This is a genomic window from Aeromonas sp. R2-3, assembly GCF_040908375.1.
GTDB lineage: Bacteria > Pseudomonadota > Gammaproteobacteria > Enterobacterales > Aeromonadaceae > Aeromonas > Aeromonas veronii.
Map to the genome: position 1 here is coordinate 1 of NZ_JBFODP010000027.1, position 23,078 is coordinate 23,078.

15 protein-coding genes are annotated in these 23,078 nt (G+C 57.7%); 10 read left to right on the forward strand and 5 right to left on the reverse strand.

What is annotated here, in order from left to right; translation table 11 throughout:
• Positions 1–7: 7 nt before the first annotated feature.
• The 3 genes from AB5Z02_RS12625 to AB5Z02_RS12635 all read right to left on the reverse strand — a co-directional run bounded on the left by AB5Z02_RS12625 (position 8) and on the right by AB5Z02_RS12635 (position 3,312).
• Entirely contained in the window at positions 8–2,467 is a 2,460-nt protein-coding gene (locus AB5Z02_RS12625) for a hypothetical protein (protein ID WP_368216092.1), read from the reverse strand.
• Between the two features lie 401 nt (positions 2,468–2,868).
• Positions 2,869–3,084, reverse strand: coding sequence for a hypothetical protein (locus tag AB5Z02_RS12630; protein ID WP_368216093.1), 216 nt, complete (start codon positions 3,082–3,084; stop codon positions 2,869–2,871).
• A 63-nt stretch (positions 3,085–3,147) separates the two neighbouring features.
• On the reverse strand, positions 3,148–3,312 hold the full coding sequence (locus AB5Z02_RS12635) for a hypothetical protein (protein WP_368216094.1): 165 nt from the start codon (positions 3,310–3,312) through the stop codon (positions 3,148–3,150).
• 659 nt (positions 3,313–3,971) lie between these two features.
• Here AB5Z02_RS12635 and AB5Z02_RS12640 point away from each other — a divergent pair.
• Positions 3,972–5,144 (forward strand): hypothetical protein, encoded by a 1,173-nt coding sequence (locus AB5Z02_RS12640; protein WP_368216095.1) that lies wholly within the window; start codon positions 3,972–3,974, stop codon positions 5,142–5,144.
• Positions 5,145–5,948: 804 nt separating this feature from the next.
• Here AB5Z02_RS12640 and AB5Z02_RS12645 read toward each other — a convergent pair.
• Positions 5,949–7,022: an HNH endonuclease gene (locus AB5Z02_RS12645; RefSeq protein ID WP_368216096.1), complete on the reverse strand. Its 1,074-nt coding sequence runs from the start codon at positions 7,020–7,022 to the stop codon at positions 5,949–5,951.
• A 38-nt stretch (positions 7,023–7,060) separates the two neighbouring features.
• Positions 7,061–7,633 carry a class I SAM-dependent methyltransferase gene (locus AB5Z02_RS12650; RefSeq protein ID WP_368216097.1) on the reverse strand — a complete coding sequence of 191 codons (573 nt, stop codon included), beginning with the start codon at positions 7,631–7,633 and terminating at the stop codon, positions 7,061–7,063.
• 260 nt (positions 7,634–7,893) lie between these two features.
• Here AB5Z02_RS12650 and AB5Z02_RS12655 point away from each other — a divergent pair, with 260 nt between their 5' ends.
• The 9 genes from AB5Z02_RS12655 to AB5Z02_RS12695 all read left to right on the forward strand — a co-directional run bounded on the left by AB5Z02_RS12655 (position 7,894) and on the right by AB5Z02_RS12695 (position 23,058).
• Complete coding sequence (locus AB5Z02_RS12655; RefSeq protein ID WP_368216098.1) at positions 7,894–13,092, forward strand: RecQ family ATP-dependent DNA helicase; 5,199 nt, start codon at positions 7,894–7,896, stop codon at positions 13,090–13,092.
• Positions 13,093–13,262: 170 nt separating this feature from the next.
• Positions 13,263–13,748 carry a YqhA family protein gene (locus AB5Z02_RS12660; protein WP_005333692.1) on the forward strand — a complete coding sequence of 162 codons (486 nt, stop codon included), beginning with the start codon at positions 13,263–13,265 and terminating at the stop codon, positions 13,746–13,748.
• A 128-nt stretch (positions 13,749–13,876) separates the two neighbouring features.
• Positions 13,877–14,326, forward strand: coding sequence for a hypothetical protein (locus tag AB5Z02_RS12665; protein ID WP_005361249.1), 450 nt, complete (start codon positions 13,877–13,879; stop codon positions 14,324–14,326).
• A 4-nt stretch (positions 14,327–14,330) separates the two neighbouring features.
• Positions 14,331–17,336 carry a YncE family protein gene (locus tag AB5Z02_RS12670; protein ID WP_368216099.1) on the forward strand — a complete coding sequence of 1,002 codons (3,006 nt, stop codon included), beginning with the start codon at positions 14,331–14,333 and terminating at the stop codon, positions 17,334–17,336.
• On the forward strand, positions 17,336–18,175 hold the full coding sequence (locus AB5Z02_RS12675) for an FTR1 family protein (RefSeq protein ID WP_139739908.1): 840 nt from the start codon (positions 17,336–17,338) through the stop codon (positions 18,173–18,175). Before AB5Z02_RS12670 ends, AB5Z02_RS12675 begins: the two co-directional genes overlap by 1 nt.
• Before the next feature lie 102 nt (positions 18,176–18,277).
• A complete protein-coding gene (locus AB5Z02_RS12680; protein WP_368216100.1) occupies positions 18,278–19,702 on the forward strand; it encodes an NAD(P)/FAD-dependent oxidoreductase in 1,425 nt (474 codons plus the stop codon).
• A gap of 47 nt (positions 19,703–19,749) precedes the next feature.
• Positions 19,750–20,310 carry a hypothetical protein gene (locus tag AB5Z02_RS12685; RefSeq protein ID WP_231721529.1) on the forward strand — a complete coding sequence of 187 codons (561 nt, stop codon included), beginning with the start codon at positions 19,750–19,752 and terminating at the stop codon, positions 20,308–20,310.
• 200 nt (positions 20,311–20,510) lie between these two features.
• Positions 20,511–21,776, forward strand: coding sequence for a hypothetical protein (locus AB5Z02_RS12690; RefSeq protein ID WP_368216321.1), 1,266 nt, complete (start codon positions 20,511–20,513; stop codon positions 21,774–21,776).
• 70 nt (positions 21,777–21,846) lie between these two features.
• A complete protein-coding gene (locus AB5Z02_RS12695; protein WP_005352704.1) occupies positions 21,847–23,058 on the forward strand; it encodes a Bcr/CflA family multidrug efflux MFS transporter in 1,212 nt (403 codons plus the stop codon).
• Positions 23,059–23,078 lie beyond the last annotated feature (20 nt).

Below are 23,078 nucleotides of genomic sequence, written 5' to 3' on the forward strand. Positions count from 1 at the left end.
CTGCTTATCAGAACTTCAGCTCGTAGCTCAGTTGCACACTGCCATCCACGCCCTGATTGCCATATTCAGCCTGGCTAGCCTTCACATTCAGCCCTACGGTGCCAGCCTGCTCCAGCTCATAGCCAACACCCACTGCCGCGTAAGGACGCATATCATTGCGCTCAAGCTCGGCACTCACCGCAAACTCCTGCATCCCTTCACCCAAGCTGAATATGTCGCTTCTGCCCTTGAGCGTCACCGGGTTCACATCCAGGTCCATCTCGACCCCTGTATCCAGTTTCAGGGTCACTCCCTTCGCCAGTGCGGTCTCGCCTTTCACACCCACCTTGCCCACTGTGCTCTTGTCTTTCACCTTGTCGTGCTCGACATCAAACACCAGTCGCTCACCACCTTCACGGTAACCGTCTCGGCTGGTGATAAAGTGGGTCACTTCGGCATGAGGCGTCACCTTCCAGTCTGCCACCTCTACGCCATAGCCCAGGTAACCCCGCACAGCCACGCTCTTCACATCAGCCTTGCCTTTACCGTGTTGCACATTGGCAAGACCATCACCACGCACAAACTCACCACGCTGTTCGCCGTAGCCCAGCGACACGCCGGCTTGCACTCCGGTCTCGTCTGCCCCTTGCGAGAAGTGCAGGTAGCTACCTACGCCCACACCGCTGTCGAGCTCCGCACCACCGCGCTCAGTCAGCAACTGGTTATCCAGTGATGAGCCAAACATCGAGGCGGTCACCCCGGCGGTGAGTTGGTCGGTGAGGCCGTAGCCATACGCCAGCGACAGTTGCGGTGCAACCTGATAATCCAGCTCTGTCGGGGCGTCAGTCACCTTGCTCAGTTCGCCCGCCACACGCAGGCACTGCTGACCTTCGGCACCGCTGACACAGGCGTTGTCCAGCTGACGGCCCAGTGAGCGCTGCTGGGCGCGGAAGGCCTGTTCGGTCTGGGCGGCCAGAATCGGCATCGAGTCAAACAGATAGCCCAAATCCTGCATTACACCACCGCTACCCTCGCGACCCGGATCAGGTTGAGGCTCGGGCTGATTGGCCACTTCTCCACCCGGCTCGACTGGCGGAACAAGGGGGACAACCGGATCAGTGGAGGGATCGACCGGCTCAGTCGGTGTATCGATTGGATCAGTGGGTGGGTCAACCGGATCGATCGGCGGTGTCACCGGCTTAAAGGCGCGCCAGATAAACACTCGATCACCGGATGCTCCGCCGTATCCCGACCAGCCTAAAACGACAGAACCATCATAGTTGGCCTTGTAGGCACGGGAATTTGCGGTGCCGAGAGTCCCGAGGTCAGTCATTCGTGCATCACCTTCGCGATGAATGAATGCGTGAGACCTTCCAGCGACATCAATGGCGGCCTCACCAACCACCACCTTGCCATCGCCAGACACCCCGCGAGCAAAAGAGGAGCCGCTAGCGGCGTTATCACTGCGCAAGTTGCCAAGGGGGGTTAGCTGGCTATCCCCTTTATTGTGACGAAACGCTTGGTTAACGTTCATATCATTTTGAGCAACGCCTACCACCACTCGACCATCGGCCGAGACGGCAGATGCATAAGAAGCACCGAGGTTATCACTGCGCAGTGAGCCCAAGCGGACTATCCCCTCCTCGTGGGAGTGGCGAAACGCACTCTTTTCATTGGAGTTAAGTCCATAATCAGCCTGCCCTACCACCACCTTGCCATCAGCGGAAACATTCGTTGCCTCAGACTGTCCCGCATTGCCTGCCATAAAGGTGCCCAGGTCGGTCATCTGTGCGCTCGATTGCTGATAGCGATAGGCCCTTTTCTGGCCACTATCCGTCTCTGCGGAACCGACGATCACCCCACCATCTTCGCTCATGGCCAGGACCATGGAGCTGCCCAATTTGTTACTGCGCAGTGAACCGAGATCGGTCATCCGGCGAGTCGCTTGGTCATAACGAAATGCGCGGTGGGCCCCATCATCGGTAGCGGCATATCCAGCGATCACCTTGCCATCAGACGAGACCGCCATCGCTTGGGAACCACCTGAGTTGTTGCTGCGCAGAGTGCCAAGATCGGTAAGCCGGGCATCCCCTTCACCAAAACGAAAAGCCCGCCATTCGCCACTATCAGATTGTGCACTTCCAACCACAGTGTTACCGTCAGCAGAAACAGCATAAGCATATGATTGACCGCTGTTATTACTGCGTAGGGTGCCGAGATCCTGCAAGATGCCAGTGCGGGCGTCAAAGCGAAACGCCCGCTTATCATCAAGCGCGTTTGAAGACCACCCTACCACCACATTACCATCTGCAGAAAAATTGCTTGTGGTATCCCAGATGACGGTATATGGGATATTAGTGCTCAGATAACCAATGTTGCTCATCTCACCATTGGCAACCTCGATAGCCCGCGCCTGCTGGCTGGCCAGCGAAACACCGATGGCCAACGCCAAGGTGCTTAATGTCATCACAGCATTTGCTTTGTTCATAACTAACCTCTTGCAACCGGTATGCGCTATGCACACCCGTTATCACTAAAACCAGACCACCACTTGGTGGACCGACAACAAAATAGCGCCGCTGCGCATCACGATAACTTCGCTAAGCGGTCTGCATGTGTTGCATTGATATGGCGTGAACTGCCATGACTACCGAGATTGCCTGACCAAGTAATGGCTGGATGTTGTTCCCAAACGCTCTCGGGTCTCTCATCCATGAAAGGGGGTATCAAATACATCTGAGGCTATTTTTTCATCACCACCACCAGCCGTATGTAGGGCTATTCCCACTAGTGCGTAGTCATATTCCCTTTGCTATATCCCAATAAAAAAGCCGGTCTCTCTCGAGGCCGGCTTTGATATTTACTCTCGGGTTTTACTTCTTGCGCTGCTTACCAGAACTTCAGCTCGTAGCTCAGTTGCACATCGCCACGCAAGCGCCATGGGTGATCAAGGTTCTCGCGAATACGCGCCTTGGTATTGCCGCGAAACAGCATGAAGCGCAGCTGGATCATGTTCATCTGGGCCGAGGCACTGGTGGCATTGCCCATCTGCTGTACGTCAATGATCGGCTCCTTGGGGCACAGCTCGGTGGTGAAGTTGCGCATAAGATATTCGTAAGCATCATCCAACAAACCCACTGACAGATCAGCCTACTCGAAGATGACCACCTACTTGGAGAGGTAGTCGCTCATCTCCTTGCTCTTGCCGAGTTTGTCCTCGTCGTTGAAGTCGGCAATAGTGATCACCCCTTGCAGATCATTGGCAGTCGCCAGCGCAATGATGATGGTGTTGCTTCCCTTGCCTATCTGCTTGCTGTCCTTGAGTGCCACCATGTCACTCCTTCCGGTACATGACGTAAGGGTTGCCCCTGGTCTTATCGGAGACGTATTTCACACACAGTAGTGCCCGCATATTGTCCTGGTACTGGGAAGCATCAATGCCGCAGCTCAGCCAGCCCAGAGGGAGGAGTAGAGTTCGTTCTTCTTGATCGCCATGAGTCAGGTATTCCGATAGGAGTCAGTTTGCGCCAAGGGCGCATGGAACGATGTGAATGGGTGACGCAGCAATGTTGGCACCACAAAAAATTGACAAGAAGTTTAACCAGTTGAGCTCGGTGAGGCCATGCGATACATCACGACTGCCCCCTGAACTTGGCTATTTGCTTTAAAAGACACCACTCCCCCAGAAATGGACACTAGTGATACATGACTGGCCTGACATCAGTTGCCAGAACGTCGATGGCTTTCAGCTGGTATCGGGGCTGAAGACTACCCATTATGGGAGGTTATGATCCTCCTAACACTCCCCTGTGAGCCCCAAAAAATGGATTTGCGAAAATCATACCGTCTGTTGTAGGGTATTCTTGCTTCGCCAGCATGACCTTCGCACGAGTCGAAACAGGCCTGATGATTCTTAACCTTCTCGTAGTTGATATCATGACCTTGGATGGTTAAACGTGCGGCATGAAAACCCAAGGTTCGAGGATGCAACTATGAACCTAACGAATCTCGCTCGTGAAGCACGCAGTGCTCTGCAACTCTTTTCTGGTACCACCACCACTCATCAACAAACGCTGGAGTTGCTAGCTGCAGCTCTGGGTTTTGGCTCGTATGCCGCGCTGACGCACAGGTCGATCGTGCTGGTTGATGCCGACGTTCAGGAGACACCCATGTCTACCAATATCGAGCGTGTCCAGGAGCGAGCCAAAGACATTCTTGGCCAAGAGATACCAGCCCACATTATCGTTGACATCATGCGCCAGCATCGAGTCCATGTGCTGACCCTCCTCGAAGAAGATGAGGTCAACAAAGACGAAAATCCACCTTATAGACCGTCTTATATACCGGCTTATGCTCTGCACCAATTAGCACGCTTGGCCCCCCTCATCGACCACCCCAATGGGGAAAATTACGAGGTCGTTGACAGTCTGGTCAAGCAGGTCAGACGCATAGCTGAGAGAGAGCACATCCCCGCTCTTCTCGTGGCCTTGTCTGACCATTTGTCTATCCCGTTACAAGAACCCGAAGCATACCTGGATTTTGCTACGCTGGAACGTCGTGATGAGGCTTACCGGTTGTACCTTGGTGGTGCTGAGCTGCACGGCGAACAGCTGCAAATTGCAAAGTCCGAGGCGTACGCTAGATGGCGAAAAGGCATGCGCATAGATTTGCTGCTCGATGCCATTGCACTTGACGATGAAGATGCCGAAGATTTACTGGCAGATTGGATTAGGCACGACGATCAAGGCGTAAACCTCAAGTACATCAGTGGTAGGAATCTTGCGTTGGTTGCACCAATGCTGATGGAGTCCAGCTACCATGATGACGCAGTTCAGGCATGGCTGGCTGCCACCAAACATAACGGTATCAAGCACAGGCTTGTATCATCCTGTTACCAACACGATCTCCTGTATAAAGCTACCGTGAATACCTACTTCTCTCGCTTGTTTTCAGATAATAGGTGGCGCAGTTGCGAGCCGAAGATTGAGCATAAATACCACGACTATCTGCTCCTACAATGCGATACAGAAGAACAGGCGTCGTACCTCTTTCCCGATTGGAATAATCGGCAAGGACGTTCCGCTCTCAGAGCCTTGAGTCCAGCACTCGATGAACAGGCCAAGCTTGATGCAAAAAGAATCTTTGATGCCTACCATGCTCGCTGACAAATTATGGTAATAGGCAGTTGAGTCTGTAAAGACTCACCTTCCCATCTGCATCACAATAAACGGCCAGCTTGACCATCGTTTGAAGGCCAAGCTGGCTTCGTCAACTCCAGCCTCAATACAGTCAGCACTCCAGCTCGTTTGCTTACCTGATTTGCTCGATAGCTGGTCAGGATGCCACGCCGCCCTAACATCCGGTTAGTTTTCATCATCTACCCCCCCTCCATTGTCAGCAAAGCTGGCCGCCCCTGTTTGCCCAGAGCGCCTCCAAGGCCCATAGCGCAATCTATGAACAAAAGGGGCAATGACGCCCCCATATCACTTGGCCAGCAAGCGTTCAGGAGGGCTGAACTGCGCAAGAGCTGGGGGTAAGAGATGGCATACAACAAGGACCATTTGTCACCACATGACACTCTGACGGCCTCTCATTCGCGACCAGTGTCACTCGCATCACGACCCCAAACGCTAACAGCTCAACCACTAAAAAGCACTACCCTTGATAATCAACAAGTTAACCAGTAATCCGCAGCGTGGCCTACACTTCGACAACGATTTACTGGAAGGCTGTGACAGAATGACACCGTGACACAAGAAAGAGCAGCCTGAAACTTGCGGGAAACCTATTTGGGAACTGATTTGATTCCTGAAAAGTACCTAAAAGGTTGGTACCAAACACAGTACCAACAGTCAATTCCATAACAACAAATACAGTTCAATTACAATGAGTTGCATTGCAATTTCAGATGATGTCGAGGAGCCACATTCTAAAGCCCAGCCTTTTGGCTGGGCTTTTTCGTATCTGCCTCAGAAGAGTCTAGAGAAGCCTAGATTACTCATCCCCACACTTGGGGCTGTCACGTCCACAAACTGGTCAATACCACGCCACAACCGAGCATGCTCACGGAGTGCTTGCTGATAGGCCCAAGTAGCGATGGCAGTAGAACGCTCGGCATCGACGCTCACCAGAGGGGTCAGCTCGTCCGTGAGGTACGCCCCGTGAGTCAGGATATTCTGCTCGTACCAAGCATCCCTGTGCTCGGGAGCGGCAAGAAAATCCCGTTTGCTCCGGTTACAGTTGGCGTGTGCCAGTACGAAGTTGTGGCCCAAATCGATTGGATAACGACGCCAGGGGATGAAATGGTCTACCTCGCCATTCCCGTGTATCGCCTTGTTACAGTAAAAACAGGTTCCCCCCTGCAAATCCCTCAAAACCTCCCCCACTCGCCCCAGCGCCTGACGGCTTGAACCAAAGAGAAAATTCTCCAGCCCCACGCTTGGGCCAATCAGTGGCTGATTCCCCTTGATGTCGCAGATAAGCTGTAACCAATGCTGTCGTGAGAGGGAGACCACCAGATCGTAAAAACGGTGGAGACAGTAGAGAATGCCGGGGTTCAGGCAGATATGATCCGCGCCCCTTTGATGAGGATAGAGATGGCACTCCTCTCGCCCACCCAATATCTGCAGACGCCACAAGGGCCCCTCAACAAGGATGCGCCGAACTCGGGCAAGAAGAGGCCGCCAGGCGTCGTGACGACGCAGTGCAGTTACCGAGCGGACCCCCTCTGCACGCAGCCGAGACAACTCCGTCAGCATGATGACCTGACGACCGCTGCTCTGTTTGAGCAAGGTAGCCGTTTCTCCCGTCGCCGAGTAGGGCAGACTGTGCTGCCAATAAAGCTCCACAAACTTGGTGGCCAGTTCGTCCAGCGTAATGGTGCGCGCCGCGGTCAGATCATGGGTCTCGGTACTGCGCTCAATCGCGATATCTGCAATCCCGTGAAGCAAGGCGCACTTGTAAGTGGCCACAAAATCGCCTTCGGTAAAGATGCGTTGCAGATAGGCAATAAAAGCGAGTTGTTGCTCAGGGGAAGCGTGCATGTTCGCCCCCAAGGATAAGACTCTGCCAACTCAAGCCGCTACGCGCCAAGGCATCCCCCTGTGGTTCTGACACATGGAGCAGTGTCATCCCCCCCCTCCAATGCAAGCAGCTCCACTTCATCGACAGCTACCGGATACATGGCTCGCTCCCGCATCTCCTGCTCCGATACAACCAGGCGAAGACTCAGCACCAGATAACCATCTGGTGAGAGCAGCTCATGAAGACGTGCCAGCGCCAAGGGACGAGACTTCGGGGGTAGATGCATCCAGACAGCACTGAGCAAAATCAGATCAAAAGTACCGGTCACGCGAGAGAGAGCCGGCATAGCATCATTGACCCACGCCACCGCAGCCTCACGGGTATGACATTGCCCCTGCGCAGCAAGTGCCCGACAGAGCTCGACAGCGACCGCCATGTTGCCCTGATGGAGCCCCGCTAAAAACGCGGCATCACGACCACTGCCGGCCCCTACATCGAGTAACCTGCGCGGTGCAGCAAGGAGCCAAGGCTCCAGCAGTGTGAGCCAGTCGCCGTGAACGGCGCGTGCAGATACCTGTTGGTAACGAGTCGCCAATTCGGTGGCATGGCACTGGTAGTAGTCGAGGGACACAATGCGTTCCGAACGGAGAAGGAAGTAAAATATTCTCACAAGATCAGTTAGTTGGCCATGGCTAGAACGACACTTTCCCAACATGAACGATTAATCGGGCAGCGGCATTTACAAAATCGGGTGTCCGCCAAAAGAACCGCGGCCAGAGGGCTCTGAATGATGCCATCATTCAACATTTCGGGTAATATTCGGCCAACTCACTGATCTCTTGGCACTTATTATCGCCATGAGAGGTCAACGCCAGATGGAGATGGCTATTAATGAACTCGACTGATGTCGTGGCCCTGTTTGGGGAAGACAAGATTCTTGCCTTTGACCTTGAGCTGACCCGGGATGAAAAACTGCGTCATCTGGGCGCCCTCCTGGCTGAACGTGAGCTCAATCTCAAAGGCCCGCAGGATCTCTCCCTCAAGGAGTTAAATGCGCTGGCACAAGGGGCGGATGTGATCCTTGGTCACAATATTCTCGATTTTGATCTCCCCTGGTTGGCCAAACAGGCTGTACGCCCTCAGTTACTTCTCGAAAAGCCGGTAATAGATACCCTCTATCTATCTCCCCTTGCCTTTCCCAAAAACCCCTATCACCGCTTGGTCAAGGATTACAAACTGGTCCGGGACACCCTCAATGATCCGGTCGCGGATGCAAGGCTCGCCTTGCAGATCTTCTCGGAACAGTTGACGGCTCTGCAAGCCTTACCCCTGCCCCAATTGCAGCTCTATCAGTATCTGTTCAGCCAGGGAGTCACGGCGCAATTCAAGACTCAGGGCCTGTCACTGGTGTTTGCCAGACTTACAGGCCGCCCGTCAGTGCGGGTCTCCGAGCTACCCACCCTTATCAAGAGCATTGCCCATGAGAAGGCTTGCCCCAATCAGCTCAACCGGGTGATTGGCGATGCCCTGCGTCAACCTATGCTGCTGTTACCGTTGGCTTACGCATGCGCCTGGTTGCCCGTGTCCGGCGGCAACTCCGTGTTGCCTCCCTGGATTTGGCGCCGCTTCCCCCAGACCGCAGAGATCATTCACACAGTTCGTGAACGTCACTGCGGTCATGCTGACTGCAGCTATTGTCAGGAGAACCACGACGCACGCCGCCATCTGCAGCGAATCTTCGAGCTCGACAACTTCCGCAACCTGCCTGATGGGACACCATTGCAGAAGACCTTGATCGAGGAGGCCATGGCTGGCGTCGCACTGCTAGGCATACTCCCTACCAGCGGCGGCAAGTCGCTCTGCTACCAGCTCCCGGCACTGGTGCGCAACCAGCGCAGTGGTGCGCTAACTGTGGTGATCTCCCCTCTGCAGGCACTGATGAAGGATCAGGTGGACAACCTTAAACACAAGGCCGGTATTGAAGGGGTTGCCGCTATCTCGGGGCTGCTGACGCTACCAGAGCGAGGCGCGATTCTTGAACAGATCCGCATGGGGGATATCGCCTTGCTCTATATCTCCCCCGAGCAGTTGCGCAACCGCACAGTCAAACAAGCAATACGACAACGTCAAATCGGTGGCTGGGTATTTGACGAAGCGCACTGCCTGTCGAAATGGGGACATGATTTTCGCCCTGACTATCTCTACTGCGCCAAGGCCATCGCCACAATTGCCAAGGAACAGCAGGTCCCCATGCCTCCTGTCTTCTGCTATACCGCGACCGCCAAACCGGATGTGATTGAGGATATTTGCGCCCAGTTTCTCGATAAACAGCCCCAACCTCTTCTCAGACTGGAAGGCGGGGTTGAACGTACCAACCTCGAATATGCCGTCGTTGAGTGTCCCGGCCTCAATAAACAGGGCCATATCCTTAACCTGCTCGAGCAGTTCTTTGGTGAGGAAAAGCCCGGATCCTGCGTTATCTACTGCGCAACGAAGCGCAGCGTGGACGAGCTGGCCGATTTCCTCGGTCAGCAACAATCCCTCCCTGTCTCGCGCTTTTACGCCCGAATGGACAGTGCACAGAAAAAAGCGACTCTCGAACAATTTATCAATGGCGAGATCCGAGTCATCTGCGCGACTAACGCCTTCGGGATGGGGATCGACAAGGATGATGTGCGTTTGGTGATCCATGCCGATATCCCCGGCTCCCTCGAAAACTATCTACAGGAAGCGGGACGAGCGGGACGCGATACAGCACAAGCTCACTGCGTACTGCTGTTTGATGAACAGGATATCGAGAAACAGTTCCAGCTCGAGGCCATGAGTGAAGTCAGCCTGCGCGATATCAAACAGATCCTGCGCGGAATAAGACTCAGGGCCAGCAAAGGAGGCAAGCAGGATAACAACTCGCCACTGGTCGCCACCAGTGCAGAGCTCATCAACCAGCCAGAGGTAGAAACCAGCTTCGCTGCCGATGACAGCAATGCGGATACCAAAGTCAAGACAGCTATTGCCTGGCTCGAACGAGCGGGCTATCTGGAACGTAGTGACAACATCACTCAGGTATTTCAGGGTCGTCCCCTGTTTGCATCCACCGAGGAGGCGATGAAAAGGGTAGAGAGTCTGAAACTGGCCCCCAAGGCCAAAGCCATATGGCAAGCGGTTATCCAGGCGCTGATGAGTGCTGCCGACGATGATGGCCTCAGTGCCGATACCATCGCCGAAGAGGCAGGCCAATACATGGCAGACAAGGGAAGTGGTGTTCAGGCCAGCGAAGTGATGCGGGTACTCACCCAGATGGCGGATGTCGGTCTTCTCTCTCAGGGGATGTTACTGACTACCTGGCTTCGCCCCAAAGGAAGAGACAATGCACGGGTGCTCTGCGGGCAAGTACACAGCATTGAAAAGGCGATGCTGGACACCTTGCGTGAAAAAGAACCCGAACCTGATACAGGGCAAGGGCTGATCTTTAACATTCGACTGGTCAATCAGGCCATCAAAGATCTGGGGCATGAGCGGTGTAACCCTGGCTTGCTGCGCAATTTGCTGACCAGCTGGGCCCAGGATGGTCGCTCGGGGGGCGAGAAAGGCTCCATTGATGTCAAATATCTCTCTCGGGATCTTTACCAACTCACCTTCAACCGAACCTGGTCCCAGATTGAGCAGACAATTGATCAACGCCATCGCGTCACAGGCGCCACCCTCGATTTTCTCTACACCCTGTTGGCAAGCAGCGAAGAGAGTGTCCAGCGTCAAGTGATGCTGTCATTTGCCCTGGAACAACTGGTCAAATACCTGCGAGAAGACATGGATGTGGCTCAGCTAATGAACAAGCGGGAGGCAAGCAGCCAGCAGGAGTGGTTGCTCAAAGGGGCAGAGCGGGCACTGCTCTACCTGCATGAGCAACACGCCATCGTGCTGCAAAATGGTCTTGCAGTGTTCCGAAGCGCCATGACCCTCACGCTGACCGCTGAGCGGCAGCAACAATATAACAAGGCAGACTATCAGCCGCTTGAGCATCACTATCGCCAGAAGGTGATTCAGATCCATGTGATGAATGAATACGCCCGCATCAGCCTGGAACACTTCAAGAAAGCCAAAAAGCTGGTGACAGACTACTTCTCCATGGAAGCTGACAAGTTCCTCGGTCACTACTTCAAAGGGCGCAACAAGATCCTGGAGCTGGCGACCAGCGAACACTCCTGGAAGCGCATCGTCGAAGATCTTCACAACCGTTCCCAGGAACAGATCGTCCAGGCACCGCCCGAGCAAAACTTGCTGGTACTGGCAGGGCCGGGGTCAGGCAAGAGCAAGGTGATTATTCACCGCTGCGCCTATCTGATGCGGGTCAAGCAGATCTCCCCATCGCGGATCATGTTGCTCTGTTACAACCATAATGCGGCGATGTCCCTGCGCCGACGCCTGACCGAGTTGCTGGGGCGTGACGGAGCACGGGTCTCGGTATTCACCTTTCACGGTCTCGCCATGAGTCTGACGGGCAATGCGGTGCAAAATCGGACATCCGACGATATCGACTTTACCACCATCATTGATGACGCAATCAAGCTGCTCCGGGGAGAGCAGAACCAGCTAGGTCTCGAATTGGAAGAGCAGCGGGAACGACTGCTGGGAGGACTGCAATTCCTGCTCGTCGACGAGTATCAGGACATTGATGAACAACAGTACCAGCTTATCGCGGCACTGGTGGGCAAAAGCGAAGAGGATGAGGAGGCCCGACTGCATCTGATGGCTGTGGGTGATGATGACCAATCGATCTACGCCTTTCGCGACGCGAACGTCAGCTTTATTCGCCGCTTCGAGCAAGACTACAACGCCCAGACTCACTTCCTGACCTGGAACTATCGTTCCACCGCCCACATCATCGAGACCTCCAACCACCTGATTGAGCACAATCAGGATCGCATGAAGCGTACACACCCCATCGAGATTGACGACAGGCGCAAGATGGAAGTGGCTGGGGGACACTGGGAGGGGATGGAGACAGCACAGGGTCCCGTCATCATCCAGCAGTGCCAGGATGCAGCCCAACAGGCAGCCGAGGTCGTGAGACATATCGCGCTTATCCGTGAGAAGACTCCCACTTGCCCGCTGGAATCTATCGCCGTGCTGGCCCGTAATGGGCTGGAGAAGGAGGAACTGGCCTGGGTACGCTCGGCACTGGCAGATGCTGATATTCCCTGTCGTTTTACTCTGGATAAAGAGAACGGTTTTCCTGTGCATCGCTGCCGTGAAATCTTGCGCTATCAGAATTGGCTACAACAGCAAGGTCATGCCCTGCTGACAGCGGAGCAACTTGCAGCCCCTCTCCCTCCACTCTCACTGGCCAACCGTTGGGAGGAGCTACTGCACGATCTGATTGCTCAGTGGCAAGCCAGCCAGGGAGAGCATGCTCTTTCTGCCCACCACTTCCTGATGTTCCTCTACGAGTATTTGAGCGAGCAAAAGCGCCAGATCCGCTTCGGTAAAGGGGTATTGTTAAGTACGGTGCATGGGGTTAAGGGGGAGGAGTATCGCCATGTGATACTTCTCGACGGCGGCTGGCAACGCGCGGCGGAGCTATCGACCAGTAACCTGGAAGAAGATCGGCGCCTCTTCTATGTGGGGATGACACGTGCTATCGAAAGGCTGGTTCTCATGGCTCGCCACGATCAACGTAATCCCCATATTCCACTGATCGCCTCCCACTGCTACGTGCAGAGACCTAACGCAACCCGACCGGACAGACAACGTCGTTTCGCCATGATGGGTATGTCGCAACTGGTGTTGGGATATGCGGGTCACAGTGATGAAGGCCAGACTATTCACAATGAACTGAGAGCGTTGAAAGTAGGCGATGCCGTACGCATTGCCCCCGACAAACAGGACAGGCTCCATGTCTATCACCGCAGTCACAAGATCGCTCGCCTCTCCCTACAGGGAGAAGAAACCTGGAAATTCGATGTGAATACAATCCGCGAAGCCAGAGTGATCGCCTTGGTAGAGCGGCGTAAAGAGCAGGAAAAGGATGAGTATCAACCCAAGATGCGCAGCGAACGTTGGGAGATCCCCATAATCGAGCTGGAGTTATGAACCAAACTGGTAGCCCCCATGCTACCGGGATAGACCTTCACGACTTGCAGCACCAGCTGTGCCAGTACTGCAGTAGGTGATAGTGAAAGCTTGGTGACTTGACGACACGTCGCTGCCAATAGCCTCAATTCAGGTCATAATCACCCAGCTTCCCTTACCTTGGAGTTTTTATGCGTCGATTCAATTTCATGCTCAATGGCAGCAGATTGATGATGTTCCCCTTCTACATTGGCATTCTCATCTGCGTGGTATTGCTGATGGTGAAGTTTGCCATGCAGCTCTATCAGCTTTCTGTAAACATTTTCGAGATCCCCTATCTGGACCTCATTACCGGCGTGCTGACCCTGGTGGACTTTATACTGGTGGCCCAGATGCTGATCCTGGTTGCTATCTGTGGCTATGTGCAATTTATCCAGACGGAAGAGCAGCGCGCCTCCCTTAGCAGCAACTGGCTTAGCAAGATCAACTTTGCCTCCCTCAAGCTCATCGTCATCAACTCGCTGGTGACTATCGCCGGAGTGGAGGTGCTCAAGGCATTTCTCGAAGATGGCATCATCAATGAAGTCGATATGAAGTGGTCCGTGGTGGTGTTTCTCGCCTTCTCGCTGGCCGCGCTCATCTATGCGGTGACCGAGCGGATGGCGGAGCATAAATAGTCGAGTTCGATCACTGTGCTTGTTCAGCCTTGATTCACCAGCAATACAATTGATAACACTTTTCATTACTCTTACTGCGTTATAAACTTGCTCCCCCCGGGCTGCCCCGCCCGGGTGCTGGAGCCTTTATGACAAGCCTTTCTCTCTCACCCCGACAGTTCTGGCAGTGGCTGGCCTACCACCATCAGGCCGCCGAGGGCACCCTCTATCTGATGTTCTTCTCCGGCCTGCTGCTGTGGGAACCGCTGACCCCGCTCTGGTCGCTGGCACGCTGGAATCTGTTTTTCCATGTGATGCTCTCGCTCACCCTGTTTCCGCTGCTGTTTGGCGCCTTCTGGCTCTCCCATCGCAGCTTGTTGAACCGCAGCAACAAACCCTTTTTACGCACCACGGGGCGGATTATCGAAGCCCTGCTGCTGATCTGTCTGGCCAGCGGCCTGCTGCTGGTGCTGCACGGCACTCCGGGCGATGCCATGGGCAACCTCGCCAGCTGGGCCCACTGGCTGAGCGCGTTGGCGTTAACTCCTCTGGTGCTGCGCCATGCCTGGCGCTGGACCATCTTGAAATGGCGCACCTGATCCCATGTTGAAGTCATCGTTCTCTGCATATTTGTCACCCCTGCTGGCCCTCCTCCTGCTGCTGGCCAGCCCCTTCGCGTTTGCCCAGCAGATGAGTTCAGGGATGCTGGCTTATGAAGAGGGAAGCGCCCCGCGCCTCGTCACCGCCAACCTGAGCGCAGGTTCCGTCACCTTGCTGGAGCGCGATAGCGGCAAGCGGCTCAAAGAGGTGCCGCTGGGGGACGATCTGCGCCAGCTTGCCCGCGCCGATGACGGCACCCTGCTGGTCACCGACTACAGCGGCGATCGCCTGCTGCTGCTGGATGATGATCTCACCCTGGAAAAGGCGATCCCCACCGGTCATCGCCCCTATGGGGTCATCTTCGATGCCAAGCGGCAGTGGTTCTGGGTCACGTTGTTCGAATCCGCTCGCCTGCAGGCCTATGACACAGCAGGCAACCTACAGCTGGATGCAAAGACCGCCGAGACTCCCCGTGGACTGGCACTGACCGACGATGATCGCCTGCTGCTCACCCACGCCATGACAGGCCAGCTGGCCATCTATGATCTCGCCAAGCTTGGCAATGGCGCCAAGGGCACCTCTCTGTCCGAGACTGCCCTGCCCAAGCCCAAACTCATTACCTTGGCCGAGACCCATAGCGACACGCCGAGCGACTCCCAGGGCTTGCCGCGCCTGCTCGACGGCATCGCCCTCTCCCCCGATGGCAGCGAAGCCTGGCTGCCCCATGTGCTGTGGAGTTTCGACCACCCCTTCCAGTTTCAGAGCACCGTCTTTCCGGCGGTCTCCATCATCGATCTGGATGAGGAGAAAGAGCGGGTCGATGAAAGAAAACAGCTCTTTTTGCAGATCAACCTGCCAAGCGTCGGCAACCGCAGCCAGATCGTCTCCAACCCGTTCGCAGCACGCTTCGCCACCGACGGCAAGCGGGTCTATCTGACCCTGGCTGGCTCGGAAGATCTGCTGGTGTTTGACCTCTCCCGCAGCGGCAAGTCCAACAACAACCGTCACCGCCGCAAGAAGTTTCAGGGGGGCGCCAAGGCGACCCAGCTCTTGCGTCACCTGCCGGGCCAGAATCCGCGGGATCTGCTGATCGACGGTGACCATATTCTGGTGCACAACGCCATGGGGCAGGATCTCACCCGCCTCAATAGCGGCGGCAGCGGCCCGTTTTCCCGAGTCACGGTCGATGTGCCCCACTTCGCCAAGCTGGTAGAGACAGATCCGCGCCCCGAGCCGCTTCAGCGCGGCGAGCGGCTGTTCAACCTAGGTAACACAGCGTCCAACTCACGCTTCCCCATGGCGGGGGACAACTGGATGAGCTGCAACTCCTGCCATCTGGACGGGTTCAACTTCACCAACCGCTATCTGATGGCGGCCCATCGCCAGAAGAGCGGCGACAACGCCATAAACGGCCACGCCAACCTCACCAACATGGTGGCGGGGGATTTTGTCGGCGAATACCTGCGCATGACCCAGCAGACCCAGGGCGGCATGGGCCATGACACCCGCGATGGGGCCGAGGTGGTTGACCCCGCCCAGCCTCAGCCCGAGGTGAAGGTGATGATGGAAGATCTGCACGCCTTCGTCACCGCCGATGGCAACCTCCCCTATCTCGCCAACTGGCTGCGACTCGATGCCCCGCGCACGGATCCCGCCAAGGCGCCGACCACTCACCCGAAGGAGTGGCTCAACTCCGCTTCCTGCCAGAACTGCCACAGCCAAGCGTTCAAGGATTGGAGCGAGAGCAACCACCGGCTGATGGGCAACTCCCACCCCTACTACAAGGTGGTACAGGCGCTGGCCCGCGAAACCGAAGGGGAAGCGTTTGGCCAATGGTGTCAGGGCTGCCATATGCCCCAGCAGGTGATGACCGGCCAGCTGGATCTGCCCAAGAGCTCCCACATGTTCGAGCAGGGTGGCGCCTCGCTGATTGCCGCCCACAAGGCGGGCGAACCTGTGGTTGAAGAAGGGACTGGCTGCGTACTCTGTCATCGCATCACCAAGGTGGAAGATGCGGGCGGCAACAGCGCCTTTACCGTGAATTTGAAAGACCGCGAGAGCTATGTGTTCGAGGATGCCGCGGGTGGCAGCCTCCAGCACTGGCTGGCCGAGCGGCAGATCAACGCCCGTCCGGCGGCCCACAAAGCCTCCTATCAAAAGGATTTCTACCGCGACGCGGCCCTGTGCAAGTCGTGCCACAACGAGTTTGCCCCGGGCACCGGCGCCAATATCGTCAACACCTGGGACGAGTGGGAGAACTCAAGCTTCGCCAAGGCCGAGGATCCTGCCAAACGGCGTACCTGCATCGACTGCCATATGAACCCGGAGCCGGGCAATGGCGGCGCGCCGGTGGCGGGTCAGTCCACCGAAAACGGCACCATGAAAGCGCGGCTCTATCGCCACAACTTTACCGGCGCCCAGCACCAGCTGGTGGGGCTGCGCAATCCCGACCTTGAACAAGAGAGTCTGGCGCTGCTGCGCTCCAGCGCTACCCTCTCCGCCCATATCGAACAGGCTGCCGATAGTCAGCAGCTGGTGGTGCGGGTCGCCAATACCGGCGCAGGCCATGCCCTGCCCACCGGCGTAGCTGATTTTCGTGAACTCTGGCTGGAGCTGACCGTCACCGACGCCAGCGGCAAGGTGGTGCTTGCCAGCGGCCAGCCGGTGGATGGTGCCGTCCCTGAAGATGCGCGACTGTTTAGAAAAGTGTTCGGCGATGCCGAGGGCAAGCCGGTAGGGCTCAAGTTCTGGCGTTACGCCAAGCTCTTGGAAGATACCCGCATTCCGGCCGATGGCTGGCGCGATGAAGCCTGGCCGCTGCCCGCAGAAGCCCAAGGGCCCTTCAAGGTCGATATCAAACTCAATTTCCGCACCTACCCCAAGTGGGTCAATGATGCGGTGCGCGCCGCCGAGCCCAGCTTGCCGGAGCCACCCATAGTGCAGCTAAATCGGTTGCAACTTACCTTGCAGCCTCTCCCCGTCACGCCCGCTACGGAGCCTCAATCCTGATGTTTGCAAGTTTTCTCATTACTCTGCGCGAGGGGCTGGAAGCCTTCCTGCTGGTCGGCATCTGCCTCTCCTACCTCGCCAAGCTGGGGGCGAGCCGCTACAACAAATTCATCTATCTGGGGGTGGGGCTCGGCCTTGTCGCCTCCCTGATCGTCGCCTTCCTGTTCCAGGTGGTGGTGAGCCAGTTCGAGAGCGAGCGCTACAACCACCTCTTGATGGCGGGGATCCTCATCTTCGCCACCTTGGTGCTCACCTATATGGCAATCTGGATGCAAAAGCAGGCTAAATCCCAGGTGGGAGCCATGACGGCGCGTATCGATGCGGCCATTGATGGCGGCAACCTGTTTGGTCTGGTGCTGCTCGCCTTCCTGGCGGTGATGCGCGAAGGATTTGAAACCGTGCTCTTCTTCTCCGCCCTGCTCTACTCGGGCCAAGGGGTCGATCTGCAATCGGGCCTGATGGGCGCGCTGGCGGGTCTGCTGGTCTCCATCGCGCTGGTGTGGGGGCTGCTGCGCTCCACCCGCAAGGTGGCGCTGGCCCCCTTCTTCCGCTGGACTGGCCTGCTTATCATCATCATCGCCGCAGGCTTGCTCTCGTCCGCCGTCAACATGTTGCAGGCGGCGGATATCATCACCTTCTGGACCACGCCGGTGTTCGACATCAGCCACATTCTCGACGATCAGGGGGTATTTGGTACCTTCCTGCGCGCCCTGTTTGGCTACAATGCCTCACCCGCTGGCTTGCAGCTGCTGACCTGGGCCCTCTATCTGGCGATCTTCGTTACCCTCTGGCAGCGCAGCTATCGCCCGCAGGTGAGCGCCGCATCCAGCAAGGGCTAAGCCCGCACGCCCTGTGGCAAGAAAGCCACGGGGTAACAACACTATTCGGGAGCCGCGCCTTGGCGCGGTTCCCTTATCTATCAAGCAGTTTCGGAATAGGTCATGAGCGATAACAACAAGAAAAGCATTGCAGTGCTGGGTGCTGGCCCCGCCGGTTTAATGGCGGCCTGGCGCCTGCGCCGCGCCGGTTTTGCAGTCACCCTGTTCGAGCAGGAGCCGGTGGTCGGCGGCATGTGCGCCACCCAGACCTTCAAGGGGCGCGATGGGGAGTATCGCTTCGACTACGGCGGCCACCGCTTTATCACCAAGAACCCCGAATTGCTCGCCTTTATCGACGAGCTGATGGGGGACGATCTGCTCCACGCCGAGCGCAAGAGCGTGATCCGCTTTGGCGGGCGCACCTATGACTACCCCCTGAACCTGCCCAACCTGCTCAAGACGGCGCCGCTCGCCCTGATGGCCGGTGCGGTGAAAGATCTGCTGCTGTTGCCCTTTGCCAAGAAGCCGGATGATTTTGCCAAGGCGAGCTTTGCCGAGTGGATCCAGAGTCACTTCGGCCGCACCCTCTACCGCCAGTTTTTCGAGGGCTACACCGGCAAGCTGTGGGGCATCAACCCGGACAAGCTCTCCGCTGACTGGGCCGGTCAGCGCATCAGCCTGATCGATTTGAAAGACGTGGCGCGCCGCCTGCTGCCAAGACGCAACGGCAGTCTCTCGGTGCGCACCTATGCCCGCAAATACCGCTATCCCAAATATGGCTTCGGCCAGATCTTCACCACTCTGGGGGAGCGGCTGGTTGCCGAGGGAGTCGAGCTGAAAACTGGCGCTACCATCACCCGCCTTGAGCAGGCCGATGGCCGCATCGAACGGGTGTATTGGAAACAAGATGACATTGAACAGAGCGAACGCTTTGATCAGGTGATCTCCACCCTGCCGCTGCCGCTCACCTGCCAGCATCTGGGCTTGCCGTGCGACCTCCAATACCGGTCGCTTCGCTTCGTCAATATGCCCCTCAAGCAGGAGAACCTGTCGGACAACACCTGGCAGTACCTCTCCGACCCCCATATTCTGGCGACCCGTTTGCAGGAGCCGCGCCGCCGCAGCCCCTTTATGGCACCCCAGGGCCAGACATCAGTGATGCTGGAGATCCCCTGCAATCCCGGGGATGCCACCTGGCAGGCGCCGCTCTCTGATCTGCGCGGTCGGGTTACCGCCGATCTCGCGAGCCTCGGTGTCGATACCGCCAAGCTTGGCGATGAAACTTTTGAAGCGCGTAGCGAATACGCCTATCCGCTGATGGATCTCGGCTATCAGGCCCGTCGTAACGAAGCCATCAAGGCGCTGATGCCGATCACAAACCTCATCATGACCGGCCGTCAGGGGACATTCCGCTACATCTTCACCGACACCGCCATGGAGATGGGGATGATGGCCGCCGACATGGTGATCGACGGGGTGGACAGACGCCACGCCATCTTCAACCATCGCAACGAAAACACCGTGATTGAAACCCAGAGCGTGGCCTGAGTGCCGCGCCATTGGCATAACCTATTGGCATAAGTAAGGAGAACAGGATGACCATCCGCCCGGGTTTACTCGCCCTCACCCTGCTGCTGACCCTGAGCGGCCAGGCGCAAGCTTACTCCTACGCCGCCGCCGGCAAGGAGCCACTGATCGACGCACGTGAATCGCTGCTTGGCGCCGCCACTGACGGCAAGGATGCCAGCGCCACCTTGAGCGAGATTGCCGACGAGCTGACCTATCTGGAACAGCACCACAAGGTGGAACTGCAAGGGCCACTGGCCGCCGCCATCAAGGCCCAAGATGCCGCAGCCACCGCCGCCCTGCTCAACCGCGCCTACAAGGCGGAGATCGAGCGCCGCCTCGAAGGGGCCAGCCAGAATCTTGGCGACTACCAGACCGCCAAGGTGCTGGTGGTCAAGAGCAAGCGCTTCCTCGATTTGATCCTCCCCTCCCTTAGCGAGGGGGATCGCAAGGCAGCCGAACAGGCGCTGGCCAAGGTGCTGGATGCCATCGGTAACCCGGGGGTATTCGGGGTGGGCGCCAAGCCCGCCGATGCCGCCGCCTTTAGCGATGCAGAAAAAGCGCTGATGGCCGTGCTGGCGCCGCTGTGATAGCCACCCGCCAAGCATTGCGCCATCTCGCTGTGACAAACGGTGGGTTTCGCTGCGCTCTACCCACCCTACGCACGGCCTGCCGATAAATGCACCCGGACGCCGGTTTGCCCCCTTCTCCCCTGGCGGGAGAAGGGCTGGGGATGAGGGGTAAGGTAACGGCCCGGCGTTGGCCTTCCCCCTGTTCCACCACCATTTGGCTGCTTGCCCTGCTGCAACTGGCCTGGCTTGGCTGGCTGCTGGCCTTTCCGGTGGCCCTCGATTCCGACGATGCCCTCAATTTCGCCCACGGGGTAACGCGCTTTAGCGTGCTGGAGTTCTCCCCCCACTTTCCGGGCTACCCCGCCTTTATCTGGCTGGCGCGGTTGATCAATCTGGCGGTGGACGATCCGGCCCGCGCGGTGCAGTGGGCAAGCCTGCTCGGGAGCAGTTTGCTGGCGCCGCTTGCCGCCTTGTTGGCGGTGAAGCTGTGGCAACGGCCAAGCCTGCTCGCCCCCGTCTGGCTGCTGGTGCTGGCCCTGCCGCTCACACCGACGCTCGCTCTTTCCGGCCTCTCGGACGGGCCGGCTCTGGCCGCCTGGCTCGGGTCTCTCTTGGCCTTGCAACAGCGCAGATTCGCGCTGGCGGGTCTGCTGCTCGGCCTGATGCTGGCGCTGCGCCCCTCCTATTTTGTGCTGGCCCTGCAGCCCCTGTGGCTCGGGCTGGCGCAGCAGGGCAACCGCGTCAGGTTCGTGCTTCCTATCGCGCTGGTTGGGCTCACCAGTCTGCTCTTTGTCTGGCAGGCCGATGGCTGGGCCTATTTCAGCGAGGGGCGCCGCTTTACCGATGGCCACTTTACCCTCTGGGGCAACACGGCAGCAGCCCATGGCGATCGACTGCTGAGCTGGGCGAGCACTTTCAACGATCAGCTCACCCCGCTCTGGCCCCTGTTGATGGTGGCGCTGCTGGTGCAGCCACTTTGGCAACGCTCAAAAGGCCACCCTGCCGCCCTCTCCCCGCACTGGACGGTCTACTGGCTCGCCCTGCTGCTCTGGACCCTGTTTGGCCAGAATCCCGACAATCCCCGCCATCTGGCCCCCATCACCCTGCTCGGTCTCGTGCTGCTGGCAGGCTGGCTGCCGCGCCGTGGCGAGGGGGTGGTCGCGGTCGCCGGATTGCTGCTCCTCGGTACGACCTTCACCCTGCCCCGTCCGCCCGCCATGGTGCAGGCGGCAAGGCTCGCAGAGAAAAGCTGCCCGGCGCTGGTGACCCAGTGGGGGGTAAGATTGCTGCGGGAAACCACGGCACTGCCGGTGACGGACGGCTGGTACAAGGGGGATGCGGCGCTGGCGCTCTCTCGGGGAGCCTGCCGCCTCAGTCGCCGCCCCATTGCCGCAAGCGAAATGCCCACTGCGGTGCGCCAGCACTGGTTTGCCCCGCGCTTTGCCGCCGAGCCCGGACTCTGGCTCGCCATACCGGATCCATAGCTGCGACAAAACTGATAGACTGCTTTTTTCGCGCTTTTCAACCCGACGTTTCGCATCAACTGGACACCCTATGCCCCAATCGCCAACAGCTCAGGCTGCCGCCCTCTCCCCCCGTTTCCTATTTATCCTGCTCGGCGCTCTGGCGGGTCTGACCCCGCTGGCGGTGGATATGTATCTGCCCGCTATTCCGGCCATCGCCCGGGATCTGGCCACCAGCATCGACGGCGCCCAGCTCACCATCAGCGCCTTTTTGGGCGGCTTTGCCATCGGCCAGCTCTTCTACGGCCCGCTGGCCGACAGCTATGGCCGCAAGCCGGTGATCTTGGCGGGGCTCATCATGTTTGCCATCGCCTCGGTGGGCTGCGCCATGGCGGACTCCCTGCCCGAATTGCTGGCCTATCGGATGTTGCAGGCAGCGGGCGGTGCGGCGGGCTCTGTGGTGGTCAATGCCCTGCTGCGCGATCTGTTCGAGAAGGATGCGTTTTCTCGCGCCATGTCGTTCGTCATTCTGGTGATGACCCTGGCGCCGCTGGTGGCGCCTGTGGTGGGCGGCTATATCAGTGCCCACGCCGACTGGCGGGTGATCTTCTGGCTGCTGGTGGGGATCAGCCTGCTGATCTGTCTGGTGATGCAGTGGAAAATTCAGGAGACCCTGAAACCGGAGCACCGCCAACCTCTTAATCTGGGCCAGATCCTCAAGAACTACTGGGGGGTGCTCTCCCATCGCGGCGCCATGGGTTATGTGCTGTGCGGCTCCCTCTCCAGCTCCGGCATGTTCGCTTTCTTAAGCGGCTCCCCTTACGTCTATATCGAGTATTTCAAGGTACCGACCGAGCACTACGGCTGGCTGTTTGGCCTCAATATCCTGCTGATGATGGTGGTCACCTTCGTCAACAGCCGACTGGTGAAAGGGGTGGGCGCCGAGCGGATGCTGCAATACGGCCTGCTGGTGCTGCCCTGCGCGGGCGCCCTGCTGGTCTACAACGCCTGGAGCCAGACCGGCGGTCTGTGGGGCATCGTCATTCCGGTGGTGCTGTTTGTCGGCCATATCAGTCTGGTGGGCGCCAACGCCATGACCGGCCTGATGGGCCACTTCCCGCAATCTGCGGGCACCGCCTCGGCACTGGCGGGCACCCTGCGCTTTGGCATCGGCGCCCTGGTCGGCATTCTGGTCAACCTCAATCCGCCCCACTCGCCGCTGCCGATGGCCATCGCCATCGCCTGCTGCGGCGTGGGCTCCACCCTGAGTTACTGGCTGCTGACCGGCAAGCGAGGCGATTGATCCCCCTCCCCCCTGTCAGG

Coding starts and splice junctions, on each gene's coding strand:
- AB5Z02_RS12625 (WP_368216092.1), bottom strand. CDS start 2,467: ATGAACAAAGCAAATGCTGTGATGACATTAAGCACCTTGGCGTTGGCC.
- AB5Z02_RS12630 (WP_368216093.1), bottom strand. CDS start 3,084: ATGCGCAACTTCACCACCGAGCTGTGCCCCAAGGAGCCGATCATTGAC.
- AB5Z02_RS12635 (WP_368216094.1), bottom strand. CDS start 3,312: ATGGTGGCACTCAAGGACAGCAAGCAGATAGGCAAGGGAAGCAACACC.
- AB5Z02_RS12640 (WP_368216095.1), top strand. CDS start 3,972: ATGAACCTAACGAATCTCGCTCGTGAAGCACGCAGTGCTCTGCAACTC.
- AB5Z02_RS12645 (WP_368216096.1), bottom strand. CDS start 7,022: ATGCACGCTTCCCCTGAGCAACAACTCGCTTTTATTGCCTATCTGCAA.
- AB5Z02_RS12655 (WP_368216098.1), top strand. CDS start 7,894: ATGAACTCGACTGATGTCGTGGCCCTGTTTGGGGAAGACAAGATTCTT.
- AB5Z02_RS12660 (WP_005333692.1), top strand. CDS start 13,263: ATGCGTCGATTCAATTTCATGCTCAATGGCAGCAGATTGATGATGTTC.
- AB5Z02_RS12665 (WP_005361249.1), top strand. CDS start 13,877: ATGACAAGCCTTTCTCTCTCACCCCGACAGTTCTGGCAGTGGCTGGCC.
- AB5Z02_RS12670 (WP_368216099.1), top strand. CDS start 14,331: ATGTTGAAGTCATCGTTCTCTGCATATTTGTCACCCCTGCTGGCCCTC.
- AB5Z02_RS12675 (WP_139739908.1), top strand. CDS start 17,336: ATGTTTGCAAGTTTTCTCATTACTCTGCGCGAGGGGCTGGAAGCCTTC.
- AB5Z02_RS12680 (WP_368216100.1), top strand. CDS start 18,278: ATGAGCGATAACAACAAGAAAAGCATTGCAGTGCTGGGTGCTGGCCCC.
- AB5Z02_RS12685 (WP_231721529.1), top strand. CDS start 19,750: ATGACCATCCGCCCGGGTTTACTCGCCCTCACCCTGCTGCTGACCCTG.
- AB5Z02_RS12695 (WP_005352704.1), top strand. CDS start 21,847: ATGCCCCAATCGCCAACAGCTCAGGCTGCCGCCCTCTCCCCCCGTTTC.